Source organism: Pseudomonas sp. MAFF 730105, assembly GCF_055380705.1.
The window spans coordinates 3,284,042-3,300,671 of the sequence record NZ_AP018438.1 but is presented as its reverse complement, the minus strand read 5'-3'; the positions used below and the strand labels follow the sequence as shown (position 1 = coordinate 3,300,671).

Annotated in this window: 17 protein-coding genes; 12 read left to right on the top strand and 5 right to left on the bottom strand. The window is 61.0% G+C overall.

Annotation, left to right across the window (positions count from 1 at the left end; all coding sequences use genetic code 11):
• Window positions 1–232 precede the first annotated feature (232 nt).
• Window positions 233–1,426, top strand: coding sequence for an MFS transporter (locus PCOSP_RS14530; RefSeq protein WP_464711841.1), 1,194 nt, complete (start codon window positions 233–235; stop codon window positions 1,424–1,426).
• Here the strand turns inward: PCOSP_RS14530 and PCOSP_RS14525 are convergent.
• Together PCOSP_RS14525 and PCOSP_RS14520 are read right to left on the bottom strand one after the other, a co-directional pair.
• A complete protein-coding gene (locus PCOSP_RS14525; protein ID WP_139645472.1) occupies window positions 1,420–2,457 on the bottom strand; it encodes an alpha/beta hydrolase family protein in 1,038 nt (345 codons plus the stop codon). The genes PCOSP_RS14530 and PCOSP_RS14525 overlap by 7 nt on opposite strands.
• Before the next feature lie 423 nt (window positions 2,458–2,880).
• On the bottom strand, window positions 2,881–3,489 hold the full coding sequence (locus tag PCOSP_RS14520; RefSeq protein ID WP_175362625.1) for an FMN-dependent NADH-azoreductase: 609 nt from the start codon (window positions 3,487–3,489) through the stop codon (window positions 2,881–2,883).
• A gap of 128 nt (window positions 3,490–3,617) precedes the next feature.
• Here PCOSP_RS14520 and PCOSP_RS14515 point away from each other — a divergent pair, with 128 nt between their 5' ends.
• Window positions 3,618–4,526 (top strand): LysR substrate-binding domain-containing protein, encoded by a 909-nt coding sequence (locus PCOSP_RS14515; RefSeq protein ID WP_464711839.1) that lies wholly within the window; start codon window positions 3,618–3,620, stop codon window positions 4,524–4,526.
• The gene (locus tag PCOSP_RS14510; RefSeq protein ID WP_055126865.1) at window positions 4,523–4,876 is read left to right on the top strand and encodes an MmcQ/YjbR family DNA-binding protein; all 354 of its coding nucleotides are present in this window, start codon (window positions 4,523–4,525) and stop codon (window positions 4,874–4,876) included. The genes PCOSP_RS14515 and PCOSP_RS14510 overlap by 4 nt, the downstream gene beginning before the upstream one ends.
• A 2-nt stretch (window positions 4,877–4,878) precedes the next feature.
• On the opposite strand, the gene PCOSP_RS14505 is transcribed toward PCOSP_RS14510, so the two are convergent.
• Window positions 4,879–5,307, bottom strand: coding sequence for a DUF1294 domain-containing protein (locus PCOSP_RS14505; RefSeq protein ID WP_464711837.1), 429 nt, complete (start codon window positions 5,305–5,307; stop codon window positions 4,879–4,881).
• Complete coding sequence (locus PCOSP_RS14500) at window positions 5,304–6,134, bottom strand: undecaprenyl-diphosphate phosphatase (protein ID WP_139645460.1); 831 nt, start codon at window positions 6,132–6,134, stop codon at window positions 5,304–5,306. The genes PCOSP_RS14505 and PCOSP_RS14500 overlap by 4 nt, the downstream gene beginning before the upstream one ends.
• Before the next feature lie 248 nt (window positions 6,135–6,382).
• Between PCOSP_RS14500 and PCOSP_RS14495 the strand changes: the two genes are divergently transcribed.
• The 9 genes from PCOSP_RS14495 (at window position 6,383) to PCOSP_RS14455 (ending at window position 14,869) form a co-directional block, all read left to right on the top strand.
• Window positions 6,383–8,017 (top strand): methyl-accepting chemotaxis protein, encoded by a 1,635-nt coding sequence (locus tag PCOSP_RS14495; protein WP_139645458.1) that lies wholly within the window; start codon window positions 6,383–6,385, stop codon window positions 8,015–8,017.
• A gap of 463 nt (window positions 8,018–8,480) precedes the next feature.
• On the top strand, window positions 8,481–9,044 hold the full coding sequence (gene pnuC, locus PCOSP_RS14490; protein ID WP_139645457.1) for a nicotinamide riboside transporter PnuC: 564 nt from the start codon (window positions 8,481–8,483) through the stop codon (window positions 9,042–9,044).
• The gene (locus PCOSP_RS14485; RefSeq protein WP_464711834.1) at window positions 9,041–9,565 is read left to right on the top strand and encodes an AAA family ATPase; all 525 of its coding nucleotides are present in this window, start codon (window positions 9,041–9,043) and stop codon (window positions 9,563–9,565) included. Before pnuC ends, PCOSP_RS14485 begins: the two co-directional genes overlap by 4 nt.
• A 347-nt stretch (window positions 9,566–9,912) precedes the next feature.
• On the top strand, window positions 9,913–10,359 hold the full coding sequence (locus tag PCOSP_RS14480) for a hypothetical protein (RefSeq protein WP_464711832.1): 447 nt from the start codon (window positions 9,913–9,915) through the stop codon (window positions 10,357–10,359).
• A gap of 1 nt (window position 10,360) precedes the next feature.
• A complete protein-coding gene (locus PCOSP_RS14475; protein ID WP_464711830.1) occupies window positions 10,361–10,939 on the top strand; it encodes an adhesin in 579 nt (192 codons plus the stop codon).
• Window positions 10,940–11,004: 65 nt separating this feature from the next.
• Window positions 11,005–11,988, top strand: coding sequence for a heme utilization protein (locus PCOSP_RS14470; protein ID WP_139645449.1), 984 nt, complete (start codon window positions 11,005–11,007; stop codon window positions 11,986–11,988).
• Window positions 11,989–12,054: 66 nt separating this feature from the next.
• On the top strand, window positions 12,055–12,735 hold the full coding sequence (locus tag PCOSP_RS14465; RefSeq protein ID WP_139645447.1) for a C39 family peptidase: 681 nt from the start codon (window positions 12,055–12,057) through the stop codon (window positions 12,733–12,735).
• 58 nt (window positions 12,736–12,793) lie between these two features.
• Window positions 12,794–13,540 carry a hypothetical protein gene (locus PCOSP_RS14460; protein WP_139645446.1) on the top strand — a complete coding sequence of 249 codons (747 nt, stop codon included), beginning with the start codon at window positions 12,794–12,796 and terminating at the stop codon, window positions 13,538–13,540.
• 45 nt (window positions 13,541–13,585) lie between these two features.
• Window positions 13,586–14,869, top strand: a complete 1,284-nt coding sequence (locus PCOSP_RS14455; RefSeq protein ID WP_175362616.1) for a hypothetical protein — start codon at window positions 13,586–13,588, stop codon at window positions 14,867–14,869.
• A 130-nt stretch (window positions 14,870–14,999) separates the two neighbouring features.
• On the opposite strand, the gene PCOSP_RS14450 is transcribed toward PCOSP_RS14455, so the two are convergent.
• Entirely contained in the window at window positions 15,000–16,325 is a 1,326-nt protein-coding gene (locus PCOSP_RS14450; protein ID WP_139645441.1) for a sigma-54 dependent transcriptional regulator, read from the bottom strand.
• Window positions 16,326–16,630 lie beyond the last annotated feature (305 nt).

The following is a 16,630-nucleotide window of genomic DNA, read 5'->3' as shown; positions in this document are numbered from 1 at the left end:
TGACAGGGCTTTTTTCATTTCAAGGGCACAAGACCTGTGGGAGCGAGCCTGCTCGCGATGGCGGTGTGTCAGCCGGGATTTTGATCAACTGACGCACCGCCATCGCGAGCAGGCTCGCTCCCACAAGGGGATCTGCGGTGATCTTCAATCCGCGTATTTAGTTAGCCAGCTTTCTTTTCTTCTCTCCCCGCGCCATGATGAAGCTCTTCTGCCGCCGCCCGCGAACGAGCCCATGTCTACGCCGCAAGCCACCCCCAGCTCCCTGTCGATCACCCTGCAGATCGTTTCCATCGTTTTCTACACCTTCATTGCCTTCCTTTGCATCGGCCTGCCGATTGCCGTGTTGCCAGGGTATGTCCATGAACAATTGGGCTTCAGTGCCGTGGTGGCTGGCCTGACCATCGGTTCGCAATACCTGGCGACCCTGCTCAGCCGCCCCATGGCCGGGCGGGTGTCGGACAGCGTCGGGACCAAACGGGCGATCGTCTACGGGTTGTCGGGCATTATGCTCAGCGGTGTGCTGACGTTGATTTCCACCTTGTTGCAAAGTCTGCCGCTGCCGAGCCTGGTGATCCTGATTGCCGGCCGCTTGTTGCTCGGCGTGGCCCAAGGTTTGATTGGCGTTGGCACCATCAGTTGGTGCATGGGCCAGGTCGGCGTGGAGCACACGGCCCGTGCGATCTCCTGGAACGGCATTGCCTCCTACGGCGCCATCGCCATCGGCGCCCCGCTGGGGGTGGTGATGGTAGGTAACCTGGGTTTCAGCAGCCTGGGCATCGCGCTGTCACTGTTGGCCGGCGCGGCGCTGTTGTTGATCCGCAACAAGCCTTCGGTGCCGGTGGTCCGTGGCGAACGCCTGCCCTTCCGGGCCGTGTTCGGACGCATTGCGCCATACGGGGCCAGCCTTAGCCTCGCCTCGATCGGCTACGGCACGCTCACCACGTTCATCACCCTGTTTTATGTCAGCCGTGGCTGGATCGGCGCAGCGTGGTGCCTGACGGTGTTCGGCATCTGCTTCATTCTTTCGCGATTGCTGTTCATTTCCAGCATTGCCCGTTTCGGTGGCTTCAACTCGGCCATCGCCTGCATGAGCATCGAAACCCTGGGGCTGGTGCTGCTCTGGCTGGCGCCTTCCCCCGCGTTCGCCTTGGTGGGGGCGGGACTGGCCGGTTTCGGGCTGTCGCTGGTGTATCCGGCACTCGGGGTGGAAGCCATCAAGCAAGTGCCAAACACCAGCCGTGGCGCGGGGTTGAGTGCCTATGCCGTGTTCTTCGACCTGGCCTTGGCGATTGCCGGGCCATTGATGGGGGCGGTGGCGTTGAACCTGGGCTACTCGTCGATCTTTTTCTGCGCCGCCTTGCTGTCGATCACCGGGCTGGGCTTGACCCTGCTGCTGCGTCGACGCGCCGAAAAAACCGCTTACTGATCGGCGGTGCGCATACCGGCCCGGCTCGGCTTGCCCAGGGCCTGGCTGAAGAAGCGCCCGGCTTCGGAAATCATGGTGCGGTGGATGTCCTTGCGGTCGACGCCATCGGCATCGGTGCACAGCGCCGGCATCGTGGCAATCTGCTCCTCGGTGCAGGGTGCCAGGAAAACAAAGTGCCCTGCCCCGGCCAAGGTCTTGAAATCCGGCGCGGTGGGCAGTTTACGGGCCAGTGCCGCGGCATTCTTGTCGAAGGCCACCAGTTTGTCGCCATCGCCGCTGTACAGCAGCACCGGCACATGGACGTCGGCCAAGGTATGGCGACCGAACTTCAGGCTCAACGGTGCCATCAACAGCAATGCCCGCACCCTGGGGTCGGCCATCGGTTGCAGATCGTCGCGGTCGGCGATCAGCTCGCCCTGGGTGTTGCAGGCGTCACGGTCGTCCGGCCGCTCTTGGCAATAACGGCGCAGGCGATTGAGATCGGGCGTGGCGCCAGACAGGATCAGGGCGGTTTCCCCTCCGGCGGAATAGCCGATCACCCCCACCTGCCCGGCATTGACGAACGGCGACAGCATCGGATCGTTCAGCGTCGCGGTGATGGCCTCGGAAATCTGGATCGGCCGTCCGTAGAGGTTGCTCAGAGTACCCAAGCGGCTATGGTCCTGGGCATTGTCGCCAGGGTGGATCACCGCGACCACGACAAATCCCTTGCGTGCCAGCGAAGTGGCCAGGTCATGCAGGGCCAGCGGTGTCCCCGTGTTGCCGTGGGACAGCATCAACATCGGGAAGCGGCCGATGGCAATCTGGGCGTCCGGTGCAGCGTCGATCTGATAGCCACCCAGCTGGCTGGTTTGCGCTCGGGCGTTAGACGGATAGAAGGCGATGGCGTGCATCGGCTGGTGATCCAGCGGATCGAGAAAGCTCAGCTCGTGAAAACCGGCACTCCAATTGGGGTGCAGCGCCGGTGCAGCCTGCACCGTAACCAGGCTGCCGAGCAGACAAAGCAATATCCCTGCACCAAGACGTGTCATCGAATCATCCACCTTCACCAGCGGACAGGAAGGCCCCGTCGCTCGCTGCCTGGACTTGCACGACCTGCGCCAAAAGCCCGATGAACAGAATACAGCGTTTTACGAAGGTTTCGATATTCATCAATGTGCAAAGGGGGTGATGCAAACCTCACGGCCACCGAAAAACCAATGTGGGAGCGAGCCTGCTCGCGAAAGCGGTGGGTCAGTCGGCATGGAGGTGACTGGTACACCGTTATCGCGAGCAGGCTCGCTCCCACAGTAAAGTCGTGCTGAATGCAAATCTCACAGCGACCCAAAACCAGTGTGGGAGCGAGCCTGCTCGCGAAGCGATGGGTCAGTCAGCATGGAGGTGACTGGTACATCGCTATCGCGAGCAGGCTCGCTCCCACCGGGATTTCAGGGCTTGATGACGCTGTGCAAGCCTTACGCGGCGGCGAACTGTTCGCCGATCTGCGCCTTGGCTTCGCTCATGGCCTTGTTGCGCATGTCATCACCGTAGGCCAGGCCCTCGGCACGGACGATTTCGATGTCGGTGATACCGAGGAAACCGAACAGAAGCTTCAAGTAGTCTTCATGACCCACACCGCTCGGCTGACCGGCATGCAGGCCGCCGGAAGTGGAAACGATCACCAGCTTCTTGCCGCCACACAGGCCTTGCGGGCCGGCTTCGGTGTAGCTGAACGTCTGCCCGGCCACGGCAATGCGGTCGATCCAGGCCTTGAGCTGGGTTGGGACGGTGAAGTTGTACATCGGCGCAGCGATCACGACTGCATCCGCCGCGAGGAACTCAGCCAGCGTGGCAGCGCTGAGGTCGGCTTCGTGCTGCTGCGCGGCGTCACGCAATTCGGCGCTGGTGCCGGCCGCAACCAGCGTCTGGGCGGAAAAGTGACTGATTGCATCGGCGGCCAGGTCGCGGTAGGTCACCACCACGTCCGGCTCGGCGGCTTTCCAGGCCTCGACCACCTCACGGCTCAATTGGCGGGAAGCGGAGTTGTCGCCGAGGATGCTCGAATCAATGTGCAGAAGTTTCATATGAGTGCTCTCCAATGAGGATCGCTACCGGGCGATCGAATGGGGACCATCCTACCGATGAAACCAATAGCCGATTAGCCCGCTATGATGCGATAGTTCGTTCTACTGACAGGACAATCGAGCCCGACATGCAAGACCTCAACGATCTCTACTATTTCGCCAAAGTCGTCGAAGCCGGTGGCTTCGCCGCAGCCGGACGGACCCTTGGCATCCCCAAGTCGCGACTGTCCAGGCGTATTGCCGAACTGGAAGACCGCCTCGGCGCCCGCCTGCTGCAACGCACCACTCGCCAGTTGAAACTGACAGCGGTGGGCGAACGCTACCTGCGCCATTGCCAGGCCATGTTGTTGGAGGCGGAAATGGCCGACGAAGCGGTGGCGAGCATGTCCAGTGCGCCCCGTGGTCGGCTGCGGGTTTCGAGCCCGGTGGGGCTGGCCCACGAAATACTGGCCGGGGTGGTGGCCGACTTCCTGGAAAAATATCCTCAGGTCCAGTTGGAGATGATCCTGCTCAATCGCCGCGTTGACCTGGTGAGCGAGGGCATCGACGTAGCGTTGCGGGTGCGTGACCTGGGTGACGAAGACCCGTTGCTGATGACCCGCCGCTTGCGTCAGGCGCGGTTGATCATGGTCGCCAGCCCGACGTTCGTCGAAGGGCGGCGGATCGAAACACCCGATGACCTCAAACAGGTCCCGGTGCTCGGGGCGCTCGAGAGCGATCGCCTGGTACATCTGCGCCTGCACAGTGCCGACGGACAGGTCGCTGAACTGGCCCTGGAAGCACGCCTGGGCATCGACGATTTCATTGTCCGCCGCGCCTGCGTCCTTGCCGGCCTGGGATTTACCTTATTACCGAGCATGTATTGCGAGCAGGAGTTGAAGGACGGCACACTGGTGGAATTGCTACCGGGATGGTCGCTGCCCGATGGCTGGCTGCAGGCGGTCTATCCCCATCGACGCGGCATGTTGCCGGCGGTACGCGCATGGCTCGACCACCTGGTGGAAGCCTTCAATCTTTGTGGAGAAAGGACGTTATGAGTTTGAGCGAAGAGGATGTCGCGCGGTTTTGCCTGGGTTTGCCTGGCGCCAGGGAAGATTACAAATGGGGCGGCGTGCGGGTGTTTTCCATCGCCGGAAACAAGATGTTCGCCTTGCAGGGGCTGCGCAGCGATTCATTGGCGTTCAAGGTCGACAAGGACCTGTTCCTGGGACATTGCGACCGACCGGGCATCCATCCCGCCCCGTATCTGGCGCGGGCGCAATGGATCATCATGCACACCCCCTACCCCTTGGGTGCCGAGGAACTGCATGGCCTGCTACGACGCTCCCACCAACTCGTGGTCAGCAAGTTGCCCAAGCGCACGCAGGTCGGTTTGCTATTGCCGTGACATTACCCCCAGGCCAGCAAATGGCCGCCCAGGAACAACTGGTCGACCCAGAACACCTGGTGCAGCAGCACGATGAACCAGAACACCACTTGAAACGACACCTTTCGGGTCTTGTGCCGAAAGACCTGCTGGGCCAGCAACGCGCCAGGCCAACCCCCAGCCAGCTCCACGGCGTGCAGTACGTTCTCGGGGGTACGCCAGACGTCGGAACGGGCCTTGCGTTTGTCGCTCCAGTACAGCAGGAACGCCACGACGCTGACAACGCCATAGGCCGTCAGAGGCACCCATGATGCCTCCTGCAACCCGAGCAACAGCGAGCCCGTCAGCGGCAGCGCGCACAGCAGCGCCAATACGATCAACTTGAGCCGAAGGTTCTGCACGCGGCCCCCATTATTGCGGGCCGCGTGCCTGCGCGTGCCGGAATCGTTCATGGCCGGGCGCTTGTCCAGTCGACCCAACCGAATTGCCAGGTCGCCAGGATCAACAAGCCGAACACGATCCGATACCAGGCGAACACCGCATAGCTGTGGTTGGCGATGAACCGCAGCAACCCCTTGACGGCGATCATGGCGAAGATGAACGCGGTGACGAAACCGATGGCAAACACCGGGAAGTCCGCCGGTACGAAAAGCGCGCGGTATTTGTAGCCCGAGTAGACAGCCGCACCGACCATGGTCGGCATGGCCAGGAAGAAGGAGAACTCGGTCGCGGTCTTGCGCGACAGGCCGAACAGCAACCCGCCGATGATGGTCGAGCCGGAACGGGAGGTGCCGGGAATCATCGCCAGGCACTGGGCCAGACCGACCTTGATTGCATCTTTCCAGGTGATGTCGTCCACCGTTTCGGCGTGTACTTCATGCTGGCGCTGTTCGGCCCACAGCATGATGAAACCACCCACCACCAGCGCGGCGGCCACGGTGATCGGGTTGAACAGGTATTCGTGGATCAGATCCGCAAACAGCACGCCCAGCACCACGGCTGGCAGGAAGGCGATCAACAGGTTGGCGGTAAACCGCCGGGCACTGGGTTGGGTGGGCAAACCCAACACAACATCGAAGATCTTGCGCCGGAATTCCCAGACCACTGCCAGGATCGCCCCCAACTGGATGATGATGTTGAACGCCATGGCCCGTTCCCCACCGAACCCGAGCAAGTCGGCGACAACGATCTGGTGCCCCGTGCTGGAAATCGGCAGGAATTCCGTCAGACCTTCTACAATGCCAAGAATCAGTGCCTGAAAGGCAGTCCACAAATCCATTCATCCCCCAAGAAAGGCCCTGTCAGCAGGACCTCATCGATAATCAAGAGTCATGCCCTTACGAGCAGCGGGTGCACGATAACTGCGCCATAGCCCAAAAAACCAATGAAAAATCAAAGGCAGGCTCAGGTTTTGCGCCGCGAGGCCGAAATCCTATCAGACAAGCCCTCATAACGCCGACGCGTTATGGCCCAGGGGGCAATCCACCGGCCGTGGATGACAAGAACAAGAAACTGGAGTGACAGCGTATGAATAGCTTGCGCAATGTGTCGATCAGCCGACGCTTGTGGCTCATCCTCGTCGTGGCCATCTTGATGGTATTCACGCTGGGTGCCCTGATGCTGAAACAGATCCACAGCGATCTCTATCAGGCCAAGGTGCAGAAAACCCAGCATGTGGTCCAGACCGCCAGCGGCGTGCTGAGCTACTACCATGGCCTGGAAACCGCCGGCACCCTGACCCGCGAAGCCGCCCAGAAACAGGCCCTCAGTGCCGTGCGTGGCCTGCGCTATAACGAAACCGACTATTTCTGGATCAATGACCTGACCCCGGTCATGATCATGCACCCGACCAACCCGAAGCTAGAGGGCCAGAACCTCTCGGCGATCCGCGACCCGAACGGTTTCGCACTGTTCAACGAGATGGTCATCATCGCCAAGGCCAAGGGTGCCGGGATGGTGAACTATCTATGGCCGAAACCGGGCGCCGAGGCACCGGTCGGCAAGACGTCCTACGTCAAACTGTTCGAACCCTGGGGCTGGATCATCGGTTCGGGCGTATACGTGGATGACGTACAGGCCGAGTTCCTGGCCCAACTGATCAAGGCCTCGCTGGTGGGCCTGACGATCGCACTGATCATGAGCCTGCTGTTGACCCTGATCGTGCGCAGCATCGTGCGGCCCCTGCAAGAGACGGTGAACGCGATGGCCAACATTGCCAGCGGTGAAAGCGACCTGACCCGCACCCTCGACACCCATGGCCAGGATGAAGTCACCCAACTGGCGCGCCACTTCAACGCGTTCACGACCAAGCTGCGCGAGGTGGTGAGCCAGCTGCAGGTTTCTGCCAGCGCCCTGGGGCAATCGTCCAGCGAATTGGGCAGCGACGCCGCCCAGGCCCAGGAGCGCAGCCAACAGCAATCGCAGCAGATGGAGTTGGTGGCCACGGCGATCAACGAAGTGACCTATGGCGTCCAGGATGTGGCCAAGAACGCCGAACATGCCGCCAGTGAAATGCGCGACGCCGAGTCCCAGGCCCAGCAGGGCCAAGTCAACATCGATGGTAGCTTGCAGCAGATCGACCGTCTTTCCCAGACCATCGACCAAGCGGTTGAAGTGATTCGTACCCTGGCCAGCGAAAGCACCCAGATCGGCAGCGTGCTGGAGGTCATCCGTTCCATCGCCGAACAGACCAACCTGCTGGCCCTCAACGCCGCGATCGAAGCCGCTCGCGCCGGGGAGCAAGGCCGGGGGTTTGCGGTGGTGGCTGATGAGGTGAGGTTGCTGGCCCAGCGCACGCAGAAGTCCACCGCCGAGATCCAGGGGATGATCGAGCGCTTGCAAACTCACTCCGAAGCCGCGGTGAAAGTCATCAGCGACAGCAGCCGCGCCTCGCAGCTGACCATCGAACAGGCCGGCCTGGCGGGTGCCAGCCTCAACGCCATCGGTCAGGCCCTGCGCAATCTCAACAGCCTGAACGCCTCCATCGCCAGTGCCACCCTGCAACAGGCCCACGTGGTAGAGGACATCAACCAGAACGTCACCCAGGCCGCCGGCCTGTCCCACAGCACCGCCCTGGCGGCGGAACAATCGAGCCTGGCAAGCACGCGCCTCAAGGCACTGAGCGAACAGCTGAACGGCCTGCTCAAGCAGTTCCGGGTCTAAAGCTGACCCACCGCCATCGCGAGCAGGCTCGCTCCCACAGAGGCTGCTGGCGACCATAGATCTCGCGATCAACCCGGCCTCCTGTGGGAGCCGGGCTTGCCTGCGAAGACGGCAGCACATGCAACGCACCTGTGACAGGCACACCGCCATCGCGAGCAGGCTCGCTCCCACAGAGGCTGCTGGCGACCATAGATCTCGCGATCAACCCGGCCTCCTGTGGGAGCCGGGCTTGCCTGCGAAGACGGCAGCATATCCAACACCCCTGTGACAGGCACACCGCCTTCGCTAGCAAGCTCGCTCCCACAGATCTTTCTGGCGGCCACAGATCCTGCAATCAACCCGGCTCCCCCCTGTGGGAGCGAGCCTGCTCGCGATAGCGTCGGCACATCCAACATTGATGTTGGAGCTGCGCCCGCCATAACGTTTACAATCGCCCCCCTTCTCCATTCCCCAAGGAACCGCCATGTCCGGGCTTGAACTGTTTGCCGCAGCCCTCGGCGTGATCGCTGTCTGGTTGACCGTCAAGCAGAACCCCTGGTGCTGGCCGATCGGCCTGATCATGGTGTTGCTGTACAGCTGGATTTTCTACGACGTGAAGTTGTACTCGGACATGCTGTTGCAAGTGGTCTACGCCGCGCTGCAACTGTACGGCTGGTGGCAATGGACCCGCGCCGGCCAACAGCATGACGGACGCCAGGTCACCCGCCTGGGTGGCCCGTCGGTTCTGATTGGCCTGGCGGCTGGGGCGGCAGGCAGCCTGGTGCTGGGCGCTGCCATGGCGCACTGGACCGACGCCGCCCAGCCCTGGCTCGACGCGGCGCTCACCGGCTTCAGCCTCGTGGCCCAGTGGTGGATGGCCCAGAAGCGCGTGCAATGCTGGCCTTTGTGGATTGCCCTGGACGTGATCTTCGTTGGCCTGTTCATCTACAAGGGCCTGTACCTGACCGCGGCGCTCTACGCCCTGTTCACCTTGCTGGCCGTGCAGGGCTGGCGGGAATGGCGCGCCGACCCGGCCCTGCGCGCATGAAGGTGGTAGTGCTGACGGGGCCCGAGTCTGCCGGCAAGAGCTGGCTGGCGGAGCGATTGCAGGAACACTTCGGTGGCCTGCGGGTGGACGAATACGTCCGCCACTTCATGGAGCAGCACCCCCGCGACACTTGCCTGGATGACATCACCGATATCGCTCTCGGACAACTGGCCTGGGAAGACACAGCCAGGGCCCGAAAACCGACGCTGCTGATCCTCGATACCCATCTGTTGAGCAATATCCTCTGGAGCCAGACCCTGTTCGGCGACTGCCCGGACTGGCTGGAGCCAGCCTTGCTGGAGCGCCACTACGACCTGCATCTGCTGTTGAGCCCCGAGCAAGTCGAATGGACGGGTGATGGCCTGCGTTGCCAACCAGAACTGGCGCAACGCTTGCAGTTTTTCGCGGCCATCGAAGGTTGGTTGATCCGACACCAGCAACCTTTTCAGATGATCGAAGGGGACTGGGCGCAACGCCAAAGCCAAGTGTTCGCAGCCGTGACCCATCTGCTCCAGGCCTGAGCAGATCCCCACGGAATGAGGTGCCGGCATAGTGCCACTCCGTTCCACTCTTGAAACATCCCCCTCGCGTCAAACCCGGATCCAAAGCTGTTTCACCGGTTTGTCATCCCAACTGTCAACGCGCTGAAACACCCCCTCAAAAGCCTGGATCCAGAGCCACTGGACAGCTGATGGCCTGTTGACCGTCATGTGTCTTGTCTCAACTATGAAACAGGTCCCGCCCCAGCCGTGGTGCCATCACGACCAACCCATTGAATCCAAAGACTTTTAAGAACCCGGCACGACATCTGCTCTTCCCCCTCGCAACGCTGGACCAGGGCCAGCCCACCGAAGAAGGAATCGATACCGTGGGGACTTTCGATAGAAGTTTGACCGTCCTGTTGTTGATCGGCTGCGCCGCCGGCGCGATGTTCAGCCTATCGGTACAGGCCGAGGGCAACGGCGTCATCGTCCTCAACCGTGACGTACAGCCCGTCCATATCGGTCGCAACGGTGGCAAGGATCCCTACCCGACCACCGTCAATGCCAACCCTTCCGATCGAATCAGCCAAGCGACCACCAGCACCGAACTGAGCGACGGCGAATTTGCCAGCGTCGCCAGCGGTTCGTCGATCCGCAAAACCCTCAATACAAACACGGGTGTGCAAGGCCTGAATGTCGTGACCAACCCCAACGGCATGCCTGGCATGGGCGCCGGTCATGGTGGCGGCAGCGGCGGTGCGATCTCCGGCACCATCAACCGCTCGCTGAGCTCCGGCCTGGCCCCGCTGGGTCGCCTGGCAGGGGGTCAATGACATGAGGCCGATCCTGTTCCTGCTCGCCCTCCTCGGCTCATCCACCGGATTGGCCGACCCTGGCGTGGCGGTGGTCAGCAGCGCCAACTTGCAGGACTCCGGCAGTCGTTATACCGGCAACTTCAACGTCAACCAGGCGGCAGGCGATCGGACCCAGCAAACCAACACCCGGGCCATTGCCATCGGCACCGAGGCACAGGCCACCACCTATGTCCGCCAACGGCTGGACACCCCCGCCGACTCTTCCATGAACGCGACCGCCCGCATTGGCGGCAGCTCTTTCAGCAATGGCAACGGTGTGCTGGGCGTCAACCAGTCCGCCGGAGCCAACAACCAGATGGCCAATGCCATGCGGGTGGGCATCAGCGCCCAGCCGCAGAGCATTGACGACAGCGCGCTTTCTCAACAGAACGTGGCGCTGTTACCGAACTCAGGAGCAACTGGCGCCCCAACCGGCAGTCGCCAGGTCGTTACCAGCGACCAGGCCTTCACCGGCAGCCGAGGGGTCATCCAGGTGAACCAGAGTGCCGGGGTGGGGAACCGAATGGCCAACACCCTGAGCATCCGGGTCGCTGACTGACCCGAGCAGTAAAACCATAAGAAAGTACCGACACACTTAACCAACGACACGCAAGGAGAAACACCATGAAACCAACAATGGCACTCAAACCATTGGTTTTCGCTCTCGCCGCTGTCATGGCAATGGCCGCACAGGCCGGTGGAAACGATAACAACCACGGCAACGGGCACGACCATGGCAACCATGGCCATCAAGGTCCGACGCTGGATCAACTGCTCTCCATCAGCGCCGGTGCTGGGGCTACGGTGCTGGATGAGCAGAACAGCGACGGCAACGTGGTGACCAACCAGGCCACCAAAAACACCGCTGAAGCCAAGGACTCGCTCAATGGCAGCAACGGTAACATGGGCGCCAACGTCGCGGCCGGTGACGGTAACCAGCAAGACAACGCCGCCGCCCTGGCCACTGCGGACGAAAGCTTTATCTTCGGTTCGGCGGTCTCCATGTCCAGTGCCACCCAAGTCAATAACAATAACTACGTCAAAAACAACTCGACTCAAAACAACGCCTCGCTCACCAACGCGGGCAACAACGGCTCCGGCAACATCGGCATCAACGTGACCGCCGGCAACTTCAACCAACAGAAAAACAACCTCGCTATCGCCGTATCGGGTGGCCGTGTTGCGCAAGCCTCGGCCGCCGCCGACCAGACCTCCACCGGCCTGGTGGTGGACAACAAAGGCGTGCGGACCTACAAGACCGACACCCTCACCAGCACCTATGAAGCCTCCGGCACGTTCAAAGCCAAAGGCACCGGTACCGCCGAAGACAACAATCATGGCGGCTGGGACAACAAAGGCGGCTATGGCGGCGGTCATGATGACGACAAGTTCAAGTTCTCCGCCGTGGGCACTTTCGAACTGGCCGGCAGCAATACCCAGCAAGTGTTGACCCGTGATGGCTGGAAAAACCCTGTGATCAACAACGCCACCATGAACAACTCCATGAATGGCTTCTCCGGTAACGGCGGCGCCAACGTGTCGGCGGGCGTGGGTAACCAGCAGAGCAACTCGCTGTCCATCGCGGCAGGCTGCAAAGCCTGCATGTAACCACGTGTGATATGAAGCCCCGGCAACGGGGCTTCTTTTCCAAGGTACCCACAAGGCGTATCGATCATGCGTGCGACTGCCCTTTCCCTGCTGCTTTGCATGGCGTGTGTCACCGAAGCCGCGCAAATGCCGGTCGCCGCCCTACCCGGCGGCATGCTGGTCTACAAACCGGTACAAAGCGTGCGCGAGCGCAAATTCAGCGACATCGTCGAGCAGAAAACCGATTTCAGCTGCGGTGCCGCCGCACTGGCCACGGTGCTGCGCCAGGCCTATTGGCTGGATGTCGATGAAGAGCATGTCATCAAGGGCATGTTGGTCAATGCCGACCAGCAGCTCGTGCGTACCCAGGGTTTTTCCATGCTGGACATGAAACGCTATGTGGAAAGCATCGGTATGCGCGCCCGGGGCTATCGGATACCGGCAGAGAAGCTCGAAGCCGTGACGATTCCGGTGGTGGTCCTGATGGAAATACGTGGCTACAAGCACTTCGTGGTGTTGCAGCGGGCCGACAAGCAATGGGTCTACATCGGCGACCCGGTGCTGGGGCACAAGCGCTACGCCCACGACGATTTCGTCAAAGGTTGGAACGGCATCGTCTTCGCCATCGTCGGTCCAGGCTACGACAAGACCAACGCACTACGCAGTCCTCCGCAGCCGTTGACGGCACGTAACAAGCTGGACGGGTTCAACCCGGTCAAGGATGCGGAATTGATGGATTTCGGTTTCATCCAGAGCGACTTTTTTTAATCGCCGACCAACTGCCAACGATGAATACAAAAGGAGCAGGATGCTCCGGGAGCTGTACATGAGAACTTCACACTGGCTGTCGCTGGCCTGCCTGGCCGCGACCGCGTCGGGCTATGCCCATGCCGGATTCAAACCTATCGAAATCAAGGATCAGGAGCTCGCCGAGCTGCGCGGGCGTTATGTCATGCCCGGACGGGTCATCAGCTTCGGCGTCGTCATGAGCAGTACCTGGCGCAACGCCAGCGGCGACCTGATCGGCGCCACCAGCTCCATGCAGATCCAGGCCTCCACCGTCAAACCCGAGTTCTACGTCTCCACCATCAAGCAGACCGGCAACGGCAGCGCTCCGGAACAGGGCAGCGGCAACATTACCGGTGGCGCAGGTCTTGGGACGAGCCAAGGTGTGACCCAGAGCGTACGCGCTGCCGGCGACGGCAATACCGCCTACAACAACGTCAGCATCAACGTGAAAGAAAGCAACCAACCCCCTGCCCTCGCACCCTCCCAAGGCCAGTTGCTGACCAGTGGCCAGACCATCAGCGGTAGTAACGCCGCCGGCAGTGTCTCGGTAACAGCCACCGGCAGCGGTGTACAGATGGCAATCCAGGCCAACCACAACCAGGGCAGCACCCTGCAGCAAGTGGCCCAGGGCGGTCTTTTGCAAAATACCCGCCTGCTGGGCAACAGCAACCTGGTCAATAACATGACCCAGCTCAATGTGGTGCTGAACAACAATGGCCCCAGTGCCGGGGCGCTGGACTGCAACCTGACGCAGCTGCGCGGCCTACGCAACCTTGGGTATTGAACTACGCTGCTTTTCGACCACTGGGCAAATAGGGACGGCATTCTCATGTATCGATCCGTATCGTTGCGCGCTGTAATGTGTCTGAGCACATTGTTCCCGGCGACCCTGCTGCAAGCGGCACCGGATGCGGACATCGAAGCATTGAAACAGGAGTTGCTCGAGCTCAAGCAACGATACGAGGTCCAGCAGAAAGCCCTGGCGGTCCTCGAACAGCGGGTGCGCCAGGTGGAAGACCAGCCCGCGGCCCCGCCGCCCAAGCGCCTGGTCAAATCCCCTGCCGACATGAAAGGCAACCAGAACGTCGCAGGCAGCGGCGCGACAACGGCTGGCGGCAGCGGCTACGGGCAATCCCTGGCCGACGACTCGCAACCGGCCCAGAGCGTCTCCAACCTCTATGACGAGGCCAGCGGCTTCTTTGGTGGCGGCAAATTCAGCTTCGAGACCGGTGTGACCTATTCGCGCTACGACACCCGACAGCTGATTCTCAATGGCTTCCTGGCCCTGGATTCGATTTTCCTGGGCAACATCAACCTGGACCGGATCAAGGCCGACACCTGGACGCTGGATCTCACCGGCCGCTACAACTTCGACAATCGCTGGCAGTTCGACCTCAATGTGCCGGTGGTCTACCGGGAGTCCACCTATCAGTCCGGCGGCGCCAATAACGGGGCGGCGGGTGTCACCAGCGAAGAAACCGTCACCCGCGATCCCACCATCGGCGATGTCAATTTCGGCATCGCCTACAAGTTCATGGACGAATCGATCAATACCCCCGACGCGGTGGTGACCTTGCGCGTCAAGGCCCCGACCGGCAAGGATCCATTCGGCATCAAGCTGCGCCAGTCCCCGAGCAACACCAACCTGTTCGTACCGGAAGATCTACCCACCGGCAACGGCGTCTGGTCGATCACCCCCGGGCTTTCCCTGGTCAAGACGTTCGACCCGGCCGTGCTGTTCGGCACCCTGGCCTACACCCACAACTTCGAGGAGTCGTTCGACGACATCAGCTCTACCGTCAACCAGAAAGTACCGGGCAAGGTGCAGATCGGCGACAGCTTCCAGATCGGCGCAGGGCTGGCCTTTGCGTTGAACGAGAAAATGAGCATGTCGTTCTCGGTATCGGACCTGATCCAGAAGAAAAGCAAGCTCAAGCAGGACGGTGGGGATTGGGAGTCGGTGGTCTCCAGTGATGCCAATGCCGGCTACTTCAACATCGGCATGACCATCGCCGCCTCCGACAACCTGACCATCGTGCCCAACCTGTCCATCGGGCTGACCGACGATGCGCCGGATTTCAGCTTCAGCCTGAAGTTTCCGTATTACTTCTAGCCCAGGACGGGCACCTTGTGGGAGCGAGCCTGCTCGCGATAGCGGTGGATTTGTCACGAAAGAGGTGCCTGCGCTACCGCCATCGCGAGCAGGCTCGCTCCCACAGGTTGCAACCTTGCTTCAGGATGATTCAGCGGATCTGATGCTTGTGCAGCAGGCGATAGAACGTTGGGCGGGACACGCCCAGCACCCGGGCCGCAACGCTCAGGTTGTCACTGTGACGGTTGAGCACATCGCTTAGAGCCTGGCGCTCGGCACGGGTCTTGTAATCTTCAAGGGTGCCCATCGGTGCCACGATTCCATGGGGGCTGGACAGGCCAAGATCCCGGGCTTCGATCTGCCGCCCCTCGGCCAGTACCAGGCCGCGACGAACACGATTGGCCAGTTCCCGGACATTGCCCGGCCAGTCATGCATGCCCATTGCCACCAGCGCATCCTCGCTGAAGCTGCGTGGCCGGCGACCGGTTTCCTGGCTATAGAGATGGGAAAAGTGACTGGCAAGCATCGACAAGTCGCCGTGGCGTTCACGCAGCGGCGCCATCACCACTTGCAACACGTTCAGGCGATAGTACAGGTCTTCGCGAAACAGCCGGTGCTCGATGGCCGCTTCCAGATCCACGTGGGTGGCCGCCAGTACCCGCACATCGACTGCAATCGGCTGGCTGCCACCGACCCGTTCGATGTGTTTTTCCTGCAGGAATCGCAGCAGGTTGGCTTGCAGCTCCAGCGGCAGGTCACCAATCTCATCCAGAAACAGCGTCCCGCCGTGGGCCGCCTCGATGCGGCCGATCTTGCGCTGATGAGCACCGGTGAATGCGCCTTTTTCGTGGCCAAACAATTCGGACTGGATCAGGTGTTCGGGGATGGCGCCACAGTTGATGGCAATGAACGGCTTGTTGCGACGCAGGGACTGCGAATGCAGGGTGCGCGCGACCAGTTCCTTGCCGGTACCGCTCTCGCCGCGAATCAATACCGGCGACTCGGTGGGCGCCAGTTTGCTCAACAACTTGCGCAATTCTCGAATCGGTCTGCTGTCGCCCAGCAGTTCATGCTCGGGAAGTTGGACGTGAACCGAACCTTGCCCGCGCAGACGCGCCATGCCAAACGCCCGACCCAGTGTCACCTGGACCCGTGATACATCGAAGGGCAATGTATGGAAATCAAAAAACCATTCGCAGACAAAATCGCCCACATTCTTGAGCCGCAGCACTTCCTGATTGAGCACGGCGATCCACTCGGTACCGCTGCGGCTGATCAACTCCTTGACCGCTTCCGGGCGCTCCAGATGGAAAGGCTGCAACCTCAAAAGGCCCACGTCGCAGGTTCGGACGCCGGCATGTTCGAGAGAGCAGCTCTCCACCTCCCAACCAATGCTGCGTAAACCCGGAAGCAGGCGATGACAATCATCGCAGGGATCAACCACGAGCAGACGACGTGACGTACTGGCTTCGACCATGACTGATCCTTGGCGCCAAAAATAAGAAATATGATTAGAAACAGTCGTTTGGCGAACCTGCATGTAACAGTAGCAAGAAGTTGACACACCCTTGTATCAATTGATTATTGAAAACGCCTGAAAGTGGTTATAAGCGAGCGCGTTTCGTTAGTTGCCGCATGGCAAATCTTTCAGGGCGCTTTCAAACAAAAGCCTATTTGCCGGGTCTGAAAGAAAATCGAAATTTATTCAGGGATTGTGTGACCTGACCCACGGTTCGGAACATCAGTACAAGTAACCCGCCGCACGGTCCGCCCAACCGACGG